Annotated in this window: 13 protein-coding genes and 1 tRNA gene; 4 read left to right on the forward strand and 10 right to left on the reverse strand. The window is 63.0% G+C overall.

Going from position 1 to position 14,227, the window contains the following annotated elements; all coding sequences use genetic code 11:
- Positions 1–33: 33 nt before the first annotated feature.
- From rpoB to parC, 10 genes are all read right to left on the reverse strand, one after another.
- Positions 34–4,170 carry a DNA-directed RNA polymerase subunit beta gene (rpoB, locus tag KTQ37_RS12725; protein WP_218630896.1) on the reverse strand — a complete coding sequence of 1,379 codons (4,137 nt, stop codon included), beginning with the start codon at positions 4,168–4,170 and terminating at the stop codon, positions 34–36.
- 246 nt (positions 4,171–4,416) lie between these two features.
- A complete protein-coding gene (rplL, locus tag KTQ37_RS12730) occupies positions 4,417–4,791 on the reverse strand; it encodes a 50S ribosomal protein L7/L12 (protein WP_218630897.1) in 375 nt (124 codons plus the stop codon).
- Between the two features lie 68 nt (positions 4,792–4,859).
- Positions 4,860–5,375 (reverse strand): 50S ribosomal protein L10, encoded by a 516-nt coding sequence (gene rplJ / locus KTQ37_RS12735; RefSeq protein ID WP_218630898.1) that lies wholly within the window; start codon positions 5,373–5,375, stop codon positions 4,860–4,862.
- 225 nt (positions 5,376–5,600) lie between these two features.
- Complete coding sequence (gene rplA / locus KTQ37_RS12740; protein ID WP_218630899.1) at positions 5,601–6,299, reverse strand: 50S ribosomal protein L1; 699 nt, start codon at positions 6,297–6,299, stop codon at positions 5,601–5,603.
- A gap of 3 nt (positions 6,300–6,302) precedes the next feature.
- Positions 6,303–6,755 carry a 50S ribosomal protein L11 gene (rplK, locus tag KTQ37_RS12745; RefSeq protein WP_218630900.1) on the reverse strand — a complete coding sequence of 151 codons (453 nt, stop codon included), beginning with the start codon at positions 6,753–6,755 and terminating at the stop codon, positions 6,303–6,305.
- A gap of 89 nt (positions 6,756–6,844) precedes the next feature.
- Complete coding sequence (gene nusG, locus KTQ37_RS12750) at positions 6,845–7,384, reverse strand: transcription termination/antitermination protein NusG (protein ID WP_218630901.1); 540 nt, start codon at positions 7,382–7,384, stop codon at positions 6,845–6,847.
- Between the two features lie 197 nt (positions 7,385–7,581).
- A complete protein-coding gene (secE, locus tag KTQ37_RS12755) occupies positions 7,582–7,764 on the reverse strand; it encodes a preprotein translocase subunit SecE (RefSeq protein ID WP_218630902.1) in 183 nt (60 codons plus the stop codon).
- Between the two features lie 149 nt (positions 7,765–7,913).
- A tRNA-Trp gene (locus KTQ37_RS12760) sits at positions 7,914–7,989 on the reverse strand.
- Positions 7,990–8,153: 164 nt separating this feature from the next.
- The gene (gene tuf, locus KTQ37_RS12765; RefSeq protein ID WP_218630887.1) at positions 8,154–9,329 is read right to left on the reverse strand and encodes an elongation factor Tu; all 1,176 of its coding nucleotides are present in this window, start codon (positions 9,327–9,329) and stop codon (positions 8,154–8,156) included.
- A gap of 198 nt (positions 9,330–9,527) precedes the next feature.
- Positions 9,528–11,786 (reverse strand): DNA topoisomerase IV subunit A, encoded by a 2,259-nt coding sequence (parC, locus tag KTQ37_RS12770; RefSeq protein WP_218630903.1) that lies wholly within the window; start codon positions 11,784–11,786, stop codon positions 9,528–9,530.
- A gap of 150 nt (positions 11,787–11,936) precedes the next feature.
- On the opposite strand from parC, the gene KTQ37_RS12775 reads away from it, so the two are divergent.
- The 4 genes from KTQ37_RS12775 to KTQ37_RS12790 all read left to right on the forward strand — a co-directional run bounded on the left by KTQ37_RS12775 (position 11,937) and on the right by KTQ37_RS12790 (position 13,943).
- Positions 11,937–12,173: a hypothetical protein gene (locus KTQ37_RS12775; protein ID WP_218630904.1), complete on the forward strand. Its 237-nt coding sequence runs from the start codon at positions 11,937–11,939 to the stop codon at positions 12,171–12,173.
- Positions 12,174–12,246: 73 nt separating this feature from the next.
- Positions 12,247–13,077 carry an SDR family NAD(P)-dependent oxidoreductase gene (locus tag KTQ37_RS12780; RefSeq protein ID WP_218630905.1) on the forward strand — a complete coding sequence of 277 codons (831 nt, stop codon included), beginning with the start codon at positions 12,247–12,249 and terminating at the stop codon, positions 13,075–13,077.
- 73 nt (positions 13,078–13,150) lie between these two features.
- Complete coding sequence (locus tag KTQ37_RS12785) at positions 13,151–13,354, forward strand: twin transmembrane helix small protein (protein WP_218630906.1); 204 nt, start codon at positions 13,151–13,153, stop codon at positions 13,352–13,354.
- Between the two features lie 16 nt (positions 13,355–13,370).
- On the forward strand, positions 13,371–13,943 hold the full coding sequence (locus tag KTQ37_RS12790) for a cob(I)yrinic acid a,c-diamide adenosyltransferase (RefSeq protein WP_218630907.1): 573 nt from the start codon (positions 13,371–13,373) through the stop codon (positions 13,941–13,943).
- The last annotated feature ends 284 nt before the right edge of the window (positions 13,944–14,227 follow it).

Here is a 14,227-nt window from a genome sequence, read left to right on the forward strand (position 1 = left end):
AGGGCAGAGGGGAGGGAATGAGGGGCGAACCCCTCACTCCTCGTCCTCCGCATCCAGGAGTTCCATGTTGAGGCCGAGGCCCCGGACCTCTTTGACGAGAACGTTGAACGATTCCGGCACGCCGGCTTCGAAGTTGTCCTCGCCCTTGACGATCGACTCATAGACCTTGGTCCGGCCTGCCACGTCGTCCGACTTCACCGTCAGCATCTCTTGCAGGGTGTAGGCGGCGCCGTAGGCTTCCAGCGCCCAGACCTCCATCTCACCCAGACGCTGACCACCGAACTGCGCCTTACCACCCAGCGGCTGCTGGGTCACAAGCGAGTAAGGACCGGTCGAACGGGCGTGCATCTTGTCGTCGACAAGGTGGTGCAGCTTGAGGAAGTACTTCACGCCCACGGTAACCGGACGCGCGAACTGTTCGCCCGTGCGGCCGTCGAAGACGATCGATTGGCCCGACTTGTCAAAGCCCGCGCGGATCAGCGCGTCATTGACGTCGGCTTCCTTGGCACCGTCGAAGACCGGGGTCGCGATCGGAACGCCGCCACGAACGGTTTCGGCGCATTCCACGAAGCGGTCTTCGTCCATCGCGGCGAAGGCTTCCTCGTAGGTTTCCGCACCGTAGCCGTGCTTCATGGCTTCGCGCACCGGGGTCAGATCGCCCGAACGACGGTATTCCTTGATGGCCTCGTCGATTTGCAGGCCCAGACCGCGCGCGGCCCAGCCCATGTGCGTCTCGAGGATCTGACCGACGTTCATACGCGACGGTACGCCGAGCGGGTTCAGAACGAGGTCAACCGGAGTGCCATCGGCCAGGAAGGGCATGTCTTCCATCGGAACGACTTTCGACACGACACCCTTGTTACCGTGACGACCGGCCATCTTGTCGCCGGCCTGAAGCTTGCGCTTCACCGCGACGAACACCTTGACCATCTTCATCACGCCCGGAGGCAGGTCGTCGCCCTGGCGGACCTTCTCGACCTTGTCCTCGAAGCGCAGCTCAAGCGCGCGCTTCTGAGCGTCGAACTGATCGTTCAACGCTTCGACTTCCTTGGCGTCGTTCTCGTTTTCCAGCGCAAGCTGCCACCACTGGCCACGCGACAGCGTGCTCAGCAGCTCGTCATTGATCTCCGAACCGGCCTTGACGCCTTTCGGCCCCTTGACGGCGGTCTTGCCGATGATCAGCGACTTCAGACGCGCGTAGATGTTGCGCTCAAGGATCGCCAGCTCGTCGTCCCGGTCACGGGCCAGACGTTCGACTTCCTCACGCTCGATCTGCAGCGCGCGCTCGTCCTTGTCCACGCCGTGGCGGTTGAACACACGAACCTCGACGATCGTGCCGTAGGCACCCGGCGGCAGGCGCAGCGAGGTGTCGCGCACGTCCGACGCCTTTTCCCCGAAGATGGCGCGCAGAAGCTTTTCTTCCGGCGTCATCGGGCTTTCGCCCTTCGGAGTGATCTTGCCGACGAGGATATCACCCGGGCCGACCTCGGCGCCGATATAGACGATACCGGCTTCGTCGAGGTTGCGCAGGGCTTCCTCACCGACGTTCGGGATGTCGCGGGTGATCTCTTCCGGCCCGAGCTTGGTGTCACGCGCGGCAACTTCGTATTCGTCGATATGGATCGAGGTGAACACGTCGTCGCGGTGGATCCGCTCGGAGATCAGGATCGAGTCTTCGTAGTTGTAGCCGTTCCAGGGCATGAAGGCGACGACCACGTTGCGGCCGATGGCCAGTTCGCCCTGATCGGTCGAGGGACCGTCCGCGATGACCTGACCCTTGGCAACGATGTCGCCCACTTTCACGATGGGACGTTGGTTGATGGTCGAAGACTGGTTCGAGCGCTTGAACTTGCGCAGACGGTAGATGTCAACGCCGGCATCGCCCATGCCCAGGTCCTCGTTCGCACGCACAACGATACGCGAGGCATCGACCTGGTCGATGATCCCGCCACGCTTGGCCATGATCGCCGCACCCGAGTCGCGCGCCACGACCGCTTCCATGCCGGTGCCCACATAGGGGGCTTCCGAACGCAGCAGCGGCACGGCCTGACGTTGCATGTTCGCACCCATCAGAGCGCGGTTGGCGTCGTCGTTTTCCAGGAACGGGATGAGCGCCGCACCGACCGAAACCAGCTGCTTCGGCGACACGTCGATCAGGTCCACGGCCTCGGACGGGTTGAGCATGAATTCGCCGCCCTGACGGGTCGATACGAGTTCATTGGTGAAACGGCCCTCGGCGTCGAGCGAGGCGTTCGCCTGCGCGACCGTGTGGCGCATCTCTTCGGTGGCCGACATGTAGACCACGTCGTCCGTCACCTTGCCGTCCTCCACCTTGCGGTAGGGGGTCTCGATGAAGCCGTACTTGTTCACGCGGGCGAAGGTGGCCAACGAGTTGATCAGACCAATGTTCTGACCTTCGGGCGTTTCGATCGGGCACATCCGACCGTAGTGGGTCGGGTGAACGTCGCGGACCTCGAAGCCCGCACGCTCGCGGGTCAGACCGCCCGGCCCGAGCGCCGAAAGACGACGCTTGTGCGTGACTTCCGAGAGCGGGTTGGTTTGGTCCATGAACTGCGACAGCTGCGAGGAGCCGAAGAATTCGCGCACCGCGGCCGCGGCCGGTTTCGCGTTGATCAGGTCCTGCGGCATGACGGTGTCGATCTCGACCGACGACATGCGCTCCTTGATCGCGCGCTCCATGCGCAGCAGACCGACGCGGTACTGGTTCTCCATAAGCTCGCCGACCGAACGCACACGGCGGTTGCCGAGGTGGTCGATGTCGTCGATCTCGCCCTTGCCGTCGCGCAGTTCCACCAGGCCCTTGATGCAGGCGATGATGTCTTCGCGGCGCAGCGTGCGCTGCGTGTCCGGCGCGTCGAGGTCGAGGCGCATGTTCATCTTCACGCGACCAACGGCCGACAGGTCGTAGCGCTCGCTATCGAAGAACAGCGTGTCGAACAGCGACGAGGCGGCTTCGACGGTCGGCGGCTCGCCCGGACGCATCACGCGATAGATGTCCATCAGAGCGGAATCGCGGTTCCAGTTCTTGTCCGCGGCCATCGTGTTGCGGATATACGGACCGACGTTGACGTTATCGATGTCGAGCACCGGAATATCGGTGACGCCATTGTCTAGCAGCGTCTTGACGGTGCCGCCAACCAGCTGGCCTTCCTTGTCGTAATCGGCGGTCAGCTCATCGCCGGCCTCGACATAGATGTAGCCGGTCGACTCATTGATGATGTCCTTGGCGACGAAGCGGCCCAGGATGTGCTCGAACGGCACGAGAAGCTCGGTGATCTTGCCCTCATCGATCCACTTCTTGACCATCCGCGGGGTGGCTTTCTCGCCCGCCTTCAGGATGACCTCGCCGGTGCCGGCATCGATCAGGTCGTAGGTCGGACGGGTGCCGCGCACGCGCTCGGGGAAGAAGCGCGAAACCCAACCGCGCTTGCCCTCGGCGCGGAAGTTCACCGTGTTGTAATAGGCATCCATGATGCCTTCCTGGTCGAGACCAAGCGCATAGAGCAGCGTGGTCACCGGCAGCTTGCGGCGACGGTCGATACGCGCGAACACGAGATCCTTGGCGTCGAACTCGAAGTCCAGCCACGAACCGCGGTAGGGAATGATGCGGCAGGCGAACAGCAGCTTGCCCGACGAATGGGTCTTGCCGCGGTCATGGTCGAAGAACACGCCCGGCGAGCGGTGCATCTGGCTCACGATGACGCGCTCGGTGCCGTTCACGATGAAGGTGCCGTTCGGGGTCATGAGCGGCATGTCGCCCATGAACACGTCCTGCTCCTTGATGTCCTTCACCGAACGCGCGCCGGTGTTTTCGTCCAGATCGAACACGATCAGGCGCAGGGTGACCTTCAGCGGGGCCGAATAGGTCAGGTCGCGCTGCATGCACTCATCGACGTCGTATTTCGGCTTTTCCAGCTCGTATTTGACGAATTCGAGAATTGCGTTGTCGTTGAAATCCTTGATCGGGAAAACCGACTGGAAAACGCCCTGGAGGCCCTCGCCGTCCTGCGGCTTTTCGGCTTCACCTGAACGCAGGAACAGATCGTAGGAAGCTTTCTGAACCTCGATGAGGTTCGGCATTTCAAGGACTTCACGGATTTTGCCGTAGAAGCGGCGGATGCGCTTCTGACCAACGTAAGCTTGAGCCATGCTCGTCGTGACCTTTCGTCTCTTCGCGGGTGCGCAACGTCGGGGCCCGGTGCGCGCCGCAGGCGAATGAAGGGGGGCGGTCCCATACCTGCCACCCGTCCCACCGGATGGCTCCCGAACCGCGAACGCCGCCTTGGAGAGGGCTAAAGGGCGATTAGCCCTCTCCGAGACAGGTTCGGCTGGGCCCGGGACAAGCCCGGACCCAGCCAATTTTCAAGCAAGTGGATGCACAGGCATCCGGCTCGATTACTTGAGCTCGACTTTCGCGCCGGCTTCTTCGAGCTTTTTCTTGATCTCTTCGGCTTCCGCTTTCGCAGCGCCTTCTTTGACCTTGCCGCCAGCTTCCACGAGGTCCTTGGCTTCTTTCAGGCCCAGACCGGTGATCGCGCGGACTTCTTTGATCACGTTGATCTTGTTCGCGCCGGCGTCGGTCAGGACGACGTCGAACTCGGTCTTTTCTTCCTCAGCCGGGGCAGCGGCAGCAGCCGGGCCAGCCATCATGACGGCGCCACCGGCGGCCGGCTCGATGCCGTACTCGTCTTTGAGGATGGTTTTCAGTTCTTGGGCTTCCAGCAGCGTCAGGTTGACGATTTGCTCAGCGAGGGCTTTAAGATCGGCCATTTTTCCGTTCCATTCTGATATAGGGTTTTCCAACGTCGGGCTTATCCCAACGAAGGCAATTGGTTGCTTCAGGCGGCTTCCCGCTCCTCAAGAGTCTTGAGGATGCCCGCGATGTTCGAAGCAGGCGCGCCAATGGCACCAGCGATGTTCGAAGCCGGCGCACCGATGCACGAGACGATCTGAGCGATAAGCTCTTCACGCGACGGCATGGCAGCGACAGCTTTGACACCGGCCGGATCCAGAGCCTCCGTGCCCATGGCCCCGCCAAGGATTGCGAACTTGTCGTTCGCCTTGGCGTAGTCCACCGAGACCTTGGCCGCAGCCACAGGATCCTCGGAGAAGGCAAGGACGGTCATACCCGTCAGAAGGCCGGCCATGCTTTCGCAGGGCTTACCCTCAAGGGCGATCTTGGCGAGCGTGTTCTTGGCAACGCGAACCGAACCACCGGCTTCGCGCATGCGCGAACGGAGATCCTGCATCTGAGCAACCGTCATGCCTTCGTAGTGGGCAACCACCACGACGCCAGAGCTTTCGAAGATCTGGCCGAGTTCCTCGACCACTTTCTCTTTTTGGGCTCTATCCACGGTTACACTCCAAGTATGGGGGTTTCCCCCCGGCTCTCATTTTCCCCCGGGCGAATGCCCTGAGGATCGGGTCCGATCGGTTCCCGAGAAGATCGCCCGAGGTCGCCCTCGGAAATTCTCGTTCCCCATCTCAGGAAGGAAATTAAGCCGGGAACCGGCACCCTCCGTCTCGGACAGGACGGGGCGAGCGAACGCCCCGTCATTCGCCGGTTTCCCGGCAAAATCTTATTTGGCGGTCGCCGAGGTGAGGTCCAGCGAAACGCCCGGGCCCATGGTCGAGCTCAGCGACACCTTCTTGAGGTAGGTGCCCTTGGCGCCCGTGGGCTTGGCTTTCGAAACGGCGTCGACAAAGGCGCGCACGTTCTCGGCCAGCTTGTCTTCCGAGAACGAGACCTTGCCAATACCGCCGTGGATCACGCCGGCCTTTTCGACCTTGAACTGCACTTCGCCGCCTTTGGCAGCGGTCACAGCGGTCGCGACGTCCATGGTCACCGTGCCGACCTTCGGGTTCGGCATCAGGTTGCGCGGGCCGAGGATCTTACCCAAACGGCCGACCAGCGGCATCATGTCCGGGGTCGCGATGCAGCGATCGAATTCGATCTTGCCCGACTGGATGGTTTCCATCAGGTCTTCCGCACCGACGATATCCGCGCCAGCGGCCTTGGCTTCGTCAGCCTTGGCGCCACGGGCGAACACTGCAACGCGCACGGTCTTACCCGTGCCGTTCGGCAGCTGAACCACGCCGCGGACCATCTGGTCGGCGTGACGCGGGTCAACGCCCAGGTTCATCGCGATCTCGAGGGTTTCGTCGAACTTGGCCGAAGCCGCCGACTTGATCAGCTTGACAGCCTCTTCAACCGAGAGATTGTCCTTGCCTTCGAAAGCGGCGCGCGCAGCGGCCGTACGTTTACCGAGCTTGGCCATGGCTTACCCTTTCACCTCGATACCGATCGACTTCGCCGAGCCGAGGATGATCTGCATCGCGGCTTCGACGTCATTCGCCGAAAGGTCCTTCATCTTCGCCTGGGCGATCTCGCGCACCTGGGCGACGGTCACGTAACCGGCGACTTCACGACCCGGCTTCGGCGAACCCTTCGGACGGTTGCGCTTGCCAACCGGCTTCAGGCCAGCGGCCTTCTTCAGGAAGTACGAGGCCGGCGAGGTCTTGGTCTCGAAAGTGAACGACTTGTCGGCGTAGTAGGTGATAACCACTGGCACCGGCATGTCTTTTTCCATTTCCTGCGTGCGCGCGTTGAACGCCTTGCAGAATTCCATGATGTTGATGCCGCGCTGACCGAGCGCGGGACCGACCGGCGGCGACGGGTTCGCGGCGCCAGCCTTGATTTGCAGCTTGAGCTGCCCGATGACTTTCTTGGCCATGTGGCCCTCTCCTTGTCACTGTCACGCCTTGCGGCGCGAAGTTTAGTGGTTCGGTCCGGACCTCAGCCCTCGCCTCCCACGGCTCCCACTCAGGCGACTTTCGACACCTGGGTGAATTCCAGCTCGACCGGCGTCGGCCGGCCAAAGATCGACACGGTCACCTTCAGGCGGCCCGCGGCGTCGTCCACTTCCTCGACCATGCCCGAGAAGCCCTCGAACGGACCGTCGGTCACGCTCACGTTCTCGCCCACCTCGAAACGGATCAGGTTGCGCGGCGCGGCGGCCTCGCCCGATTCGTCGACGCGGTTCAGGATCTGGTTCACCTCGGCATCGCGCATGGGCATCGGCTTGCCCTGCGGCCCGAGGAAACCGGTCACCCGGTTGATCGAGTTGATCAGGTGATAGCCCCGATCGGTCATTTCCATCCGCACGAGCACATAGCCCGGCATGAAGCGGCGCTCCGAAGTGACCTTCTTGCCACGACGGATTTCGATCACTTCCTCAGTGGGAACGAGGACCTCTTCGATCTCGTCCTGAAGGCCCTTCTCTTCCACGGCCTGCTTGATTTGCTCGGCGACTTTCTTCTCGAAGTTCGAGAGAACGCTCACCGAATACCAACGCTTCGCCATGCTCACCATTGCCTTCTTCCACCGACGCGTGAGCGCCGAAATTCCATTACATCAACGGCTTGGCCGTCGCTCTCAGAACAAAAAACAGCGTGCATGACCGAATCGATGCACGCCGGTTCCCCGAAAGTCCCGCCCCTTTACCGCCCGAGTGCCGCTTTTTCAAGGGCATAAAGGCGAAACCGGCGGAACTGAAGGTCTCAGCCGATGATCTGGCTGACGCCGAAACGGATGATCCAGTCTACCAGCGAGAAGAACAGCGCGGTCAGCGCGGCCATGACAAAGACCATCCCGGTGGTCAGCATCACCTCGCGGCGCGCAGGCCAGGTGATCTTGCCCACTTCCGAGCGAACCTGCTGGAGGAACTGAAGGGGGTTTGCCATGCGTCTCATCCTCTCTTTGCAGCGTGGGCGACCCACGCGCGACCGCGTTCAGATACGCGCTCGGACGCGCGAATTCAAGCACCTTGCCGCATGTAGCGGCCGCGCCCCGGATCAGCGCCAATACAATCAGGATTTTCCGGAGGACGACCTGGCAGGGGCAGGGGGACTCGAACCCACGACCCTCGGTTTTGGAGACCGATGCTCTACCAACTGAGCTATACCCCTAGGCCGTAGGCGGGGTGCTAAAGGAGCCGCGCGGGGAAATCAAGAGCGATTTGCACCGCCGCGCACAATCGCTTGCGGCTGCCCGCCCTGCCCCACGCAACGCGCCAGCGCACAAAGCAAAAGGGCCGCCCGAGGGCGGCCCTTCCGTCACGATGTGATCGAAATCACTCGATGATTTTCGAGACGACGCCGGCGCCGACGGTGCGGCCGCCTTCACGGATAGCGAAGCGCAGCTTCTCTTCCATGGCGATCGGGGCGATCAGTTCGACTTCGAACTTCAGGTTGTCGCCCGGCATCACCATCTCGGTGCCTTCCGGCAGCTTCACGGTGCCGGTGACGTCCGTGGTGCGGAAGTAGAACTGCGGACGGTAGTTCGCGAAGAACGGCGTGTGACGGCCACCTTCCTCTTTCGTGAGGATGTAGGCTTCAGCTTCGAACTTCGTGTGCGGCTTCACCGAACCCGGCTTGCACAGAACCTGACCACGCTCAACGCCGTCACGGTCGATACCGCGCAGCAGCGCGCCGATGTTGTCGCCAGCTTCACCGCGATCGAGCAGCTTGCGGAACATCTCGACGCCCGTGCAGGTGGTCTTCTTGGTCGCGCGGATACCGACGATCTCGAGTTCGTCGCCCACGTTCACAGCGCCACGCTCGACACGGCCGGTCACAACGGTGCCGCGGCCCGAGATCGAGAACACGTCTTCGATCGGCATCAGGAACGGCTGGTCGACAGCGCGCTCCGGGGTCGGGATGTACTCGTCGACAGCGGCGATCAGAGCGCGGATCGAATCCTCGCCGATCTCGTTGTCGCGGCCTTCCATCGCGGCCAGAGCCGAGCCCTTGATGATCGGAATATCATCGCCGGGGTAGTCGTACGACGACAGCAGTTCGCGGATTTCCATCTCGACGAGCTCGAGCAGCTCTTCGTCGTCGACCTGGTCAACCTTGTTCATGTACACGACCATGTACGGAATGCCGACCTGACGGCCGAGCAGGATGTGCTCGCGCGTCTGCGGCATCGGGCCGTCGGCCGCGTTCACAACCAGGATCGCGCCGTCCATCTGCGCCGCACCCGTGATCATGTTCTTCACGTAGTCGGCGTGGCCGGGGCAGTCGACGTGCGCGTAGTGACGGTTCGCCGATTCATATTCAACGTGGGCCGTCGAGATCGTGATCCCGCGAGCCTTCTCTTCCGGCGCGCCGTCAATCTGGTCGTAGGCCTTGAATTCACCAAAGTACTTGGTGATCGCAGCCGTCAGCGTCGTCTTGCCGTGGTCAACGTGGCCAATCGTGCCGATGTTGACGTGCGGTTTCGTCCGTTCAAACTTTGCCTTTGCCATATCGCGGGCGCCTCTGGTTCGGGGGCCGGAATTGGCCCGAGTCAATATCGCGGGCTACCTATTGCCCCGAAGCAGAAAAATCAAGCCCGCTTCGCGCATTCCGGCGCGTCTTGGCGCAGGTTTGGGGCGGGCCCGTCCCGGATCGGAGATCGGCGACCACGACGGCGGCACAACAGGCCGCCGCAGCCGCTCTCGCGATCAGTTGAACCGATTGTCGCGCGGGAAGCCGCGCGGCGCCATGCGGCCCGCCGAGGCGCGCTTGGCCAGCCATTCCGACAGGTCCGTCTCGGTGCGGGTGCGCCCGGCGGGGTCTTTCCAGCTCAACCCGTCCGCGAGCGTGAAAGTGACCGCATCCGACAACCCGCCATCCTTGAACTTTTGCAGCCGCACACCCTTGCCGCGCGCCATCTCTGGCAGTTCTTCGAGCGCGAAAACCAGAACCTTGCGGTTCTCGCCGACGCAGGCGACGTGATCGCCCGACACCGGCACGCAAACCTGCGTGCGCGCGCCTTCGCGCATGTTGAGCACCTGCTTGCCCGCGCGGGTCTGGGCCACCAGTTCCTCGCCCGGCACGATGAAGCCATCGCCATCGGAGGAGGCCATCAGGAACTTCTCGCCCGGCTTGGGCAGCAGGATATGGGTCACATCGGCCTCGTTCGGCAGATCGACCATCAGACGCACCGGCTCGCCCATGCCGCGCCCGCCGGGCAGGTTCGCCCCGAGCAGCGTATAGGCACGTCCGTTCGAGCCCATCAGCACGATCCGGTCCGTAGTCTCGGCATGGAGCGCGAACAGCGGGCCGTCGCCATCCTTGAACTTGACCTCGGCGTCGAGCGCCTGGTGGCCCTTCATTGCGCGCACCCAGCCCATTTTCGACAAGATCACTGTGATCGGCTCGCGCTCGATCATCGCCTCGATCGGCACTTCCTCGACCTCGGTCGCATCCGCAAAGGCGGTGCGGCGCGCGCCCGCAGCCGTGCCCTTGCCGAATTGCTTCTGCACGTCCTTGAGCTGCCCCGAGATCCGCTTCCACTGGGCCTTTTCGCTGCCCAGAAGGGCCTCAAGCTCGCTGCGCTCCGCCAGCAGGGCGTCGCGCTCATTGCGCAGTTCCATTTCCTCAAGCTTGCGCAGGCTGCGCAGGCGCATGTTCAGGATCGCTTCGGCCTGAACATCGGTCAGGAACACCCGGTCGCCATCGGTAACGGCCCAATTCTCGGCCATCAGCGCGGGCTTGGGTTCGTCCACGGTGCGGATGATCTCGATCACCCGGTCGAGATTGAGATAGGCGATGATATAGCCGTTGAGCACCTCAAGCCGGTGCGCGATCTTCTCCAGCCGGTGCTGGCTGCGGCGGCACAACACCTCGCGGCGGTGATCGAGGAAGGCGCGCAGCACCTCTTTGAGCGAGCACACCTTGGGCACCCGCCCGTCGATCAGCACGTTCATGTTCATGCTGAAGCGCAACTCTAGGTCCGAACTGCGGAACAGCATCCCCATTAGCATTTCGGGGTCGATGGTGCGGGTCTTGGGTTCAAGGACAATCCGCACATCGTCGGCGGATTCGTCGCGCACATCGGCCAGTGCCGGCACCTTCTTAGTCTGGATCAGTTCGGCCAGACGCTCGATCAGCTTGGATTTCTGCACCTGGTAGGGGATCTCGGTGACGATGATCTGCCACTGGCCTCGGCCCAGATCCTCTTTCTCCCACCGCGCGCGCAGGCGAAACGCGCCGCGCCCGCTGCGGTAGCTCTCGCGGATCGACTCCTTGGGCTCGACAATCACACCGCCGGTCGGGAAATCGGGGCCGGGCACCAGATCGACCAGCGCATCGTCGGAAATGCCGGGATCGCGGATCATCGCCTGACAGGCCTCGACCAACTCATCAAGGTTGTGCGGCGGGATGTTCGTGGCCATACCGACCGCGATACCGCTCGCCCCATTGGCCAGCAGGTTCGGGAAGGCGGCGGGCAGCACGATGGGCTCTTCCAGTGTGCCATCATAGTTGGGGCGAAAATCGACAGCGTTCTCGGCCAGCCCGTCAAGCAGCGCCTCGGACGGGAAGGCCAGCCGCGCCTCGGTGTAGCGCGAGGCCGCAGGGTTATCGCCGTCGATATTGCCGAAGTTCCCCTGCCCGTTCACCAGCGGGTAGCGCATCGCGAAATCCTGCGCCAGACGCGCCATCGCATCATAGATCGCGGCATCGCCATGCGGGTGATAGTTACCCATCACATCGCCCGAGATCTTGGCCGATTTGCGGAAACCGCCCGTTGGGCTCAGCTTCAGCTCGCGCATGGCAAACAGGATGCGCCGATGCACCGGCTTCAGCCCGTCCCGCGCATCGGGCAGCGCCCGGTGCATGATCGTCGAGAGCGCATAAGTCAGGTAGCGATCACCGATCGCGCGCGACAATGGCTCGGAGGTCAGGGACTGGGGCGGGGTATCTTCGTTCTCGCTCATGCTCTCCGTGTAAATCGGCCCCGCGCCCCGGTCCAGCCTCAAACGCGCAACCGCCTCGGGCTCACGGGGGAACTCGGGCCGCGTTTTCACATTATGCTGACAGCGCCATCGCGCGATCCTGCACCAACTCGCAAGATCACGGAGGTCGCGATGCTGAAACTGACCCTGACCACGCTGGCCGCCGTGTTCATCGTGCTTGCCGTCTGGGGCCAGCCCGACGAAGATCTTGCCGCCTCCCCCGGCTGCGGCGTGGCCTGCGCACAGTCGATCAACGAAAGCGCGCCCGACCCCAACAAAACCGGCGCGCTGATCGTGCCGATCGAATATGCGCCCACCCTGGGCCCCGAGGTTCTGCGCCCCGCCCCCGGAAAGCCCGCCAAACCCTGAACCACATTGAGCCGCTTCCATTCCCTCGGGAAGTCGGCCAAAACTGCCCCCGCACATCAATGCGGGGGCAGTCATGTCGAAAACCATCCTGATCACCGGCTGCTCGTCCGGCATCGGCTACGATGCGGCGCACGGGCTGAAGGCCGCAGGCTGGAAGGTCTTTGCCACTTGCCGCAAGGAAGATGATTGCGAGCGGCTGCGCAGCGAAGGGCTGATCTCGTTTCAACTTGATGTCGCCGACCCCGCCTCGATCGAAGCCGGTTTCAATGAGGCTCTTGCGCGCGGACGCGGGCGCCTTGACGCGCTTTACAACAACGCGGCCTTTGCCTGCCCCGGCGCGGTCGAAGACCTGCCCGCAGATGCACTGCGCGAGATCTTCGAGACGAACCTTTTTGGCCTGCACGACCTGACCGCCCGCGCCATCCAGGTGATGCGCGTGCAAGGCTCGGGGCGCATTCTGCAATGCTCTTCGGTTCTGGGCCTTGTGGGCATCCGCTGGCGCGGCGCCTATGTGGCGACGAAATTCGCCCTTGAAGGGCTGACCGACGTGCTGCGGCTTGAGATGCGCGACACACCCATCAAGATCATCACCATCAACCCCGGCCCGATCCCCTCGAAGATCCGCGTCAACTCGATCCCGCATTTCGAGCGTTGGGTCGACTGGCAGAACTCAGCCCGGCGCGAACAGTATCAGGCGTCGTTGCTCAAGCGCCTTTACGAGCCCTCGGGCAAGAAAGACCGCTTCGAACTGCCCGCCTCCGCCGTCACTGCGGCAATTCTCGAGGCGCTCGAAGCGCCCAACCCGCGCTCGCATTACTATGTCACCAAGGCCACCCATGCCGCAGCCACGATCCGCCGCCTTGCCCCCGCGCGGCTGCGCGACTGGCTTCTGGCCCGCGCCTGAGTTTTTGTGTCGCATTTCCCGACACGCCCGTTAGTCTGACGCAGCGCCCCCGAGAGGCGCCTGGGAGATTTGAATGCGCGACGACATGTTCTTCATCATCGTTGCCTCCGCATGTCTGGCCGTTCTGGTGATCCTGATGATCGGAATCGGCGGCTTCGCGAAGGGCGGCGAGTTCAACCGCAAGCATGCCAACAAGCTGATGCGCCTGCGCATCGCGGCGCAGGCGGTTGCGATCGCGCTTATTCTGCTGTTTGTCTGGCTGCGCCAGAGCAGCTGATTGAAGGAGGCCGGCCATGGTCGTTCTGAACCGCATCTACACCAAGACCGGCGACGCGGGCGAAACCGCGCTGGTTAACGGCACCCGCGTGGCCAAACACTCGCCCCGCGTCTGCGCCTATGGCACGGTCGATGAGCTGAACTCGGTTCTGGGCCTGTGCCGCCTGCATGCCGAGGGCGAGGCTGACGCAGCCCTGGCCCGCATTCAGAATGACCTCTTCGACCTCGGCGCCGATCTTGCACGCCCCGAGATGGAGAAGGATGCCGAGGCGGGCTATCCCGTTCTGCGCATCGTCGAGCCGCAGGTCTCGCGGCTCGAAGCCGAGATCGACGCGATGATCGCCCGGCTCGAACCGCTGCGCAGCTTCATCCTGCCCGGCGGATCGGCGCTGGCGGCACATCTGCACCACGCGCGCACCGTGGCACGCCGCGCCGAGCGCGATGCCGTCGCGCTTGCCTCGACCGAAGCGGTCAACGATTGGGCGGTGAAATACCTCAACCGCCTGTCCGACTGGTTCTTCTGTGCGGCTCGGATCGCCAATGACGAGGGCCGCGCCGATGTGCTCTGGGTTCCCGGCGCCAACCGTTGACCCTCGACGGGGCCGAATCCATCCCGCCCGCTCCCCTTCGGCCGGGTAATCTGCACCGCTAGCGCAAACATCGTTTGCGACGTGACGTAGCGACACCGAAACGGGTCGATTTTACTCTGTCCCTCGACGCGCCCCTCTTGTAACAAAATTGCCGAGAGCTTGTTCAGCCGCCTGTTCTGGGCGGAATCAACAGTAGGGAGACGCACGCCCATGAAGGTATTGGTGCCTGTTAAGCGGGTGATTGACTACAACGTGAAGGTTCGCGTGAAGGCGGACGGAAGCGG

Source organism: Sedimentimonas flavescens, from assembly GCF_019264375.1.
In the GTDB taxonomy this organism is placed as follows: domain Bacteria; phylum Pseudomonadota; class Alphaproteobacteria; order Rhodobacterales; family Rhodobacteraceae; genus Rhodobacter; species Rhodobacter flavescens.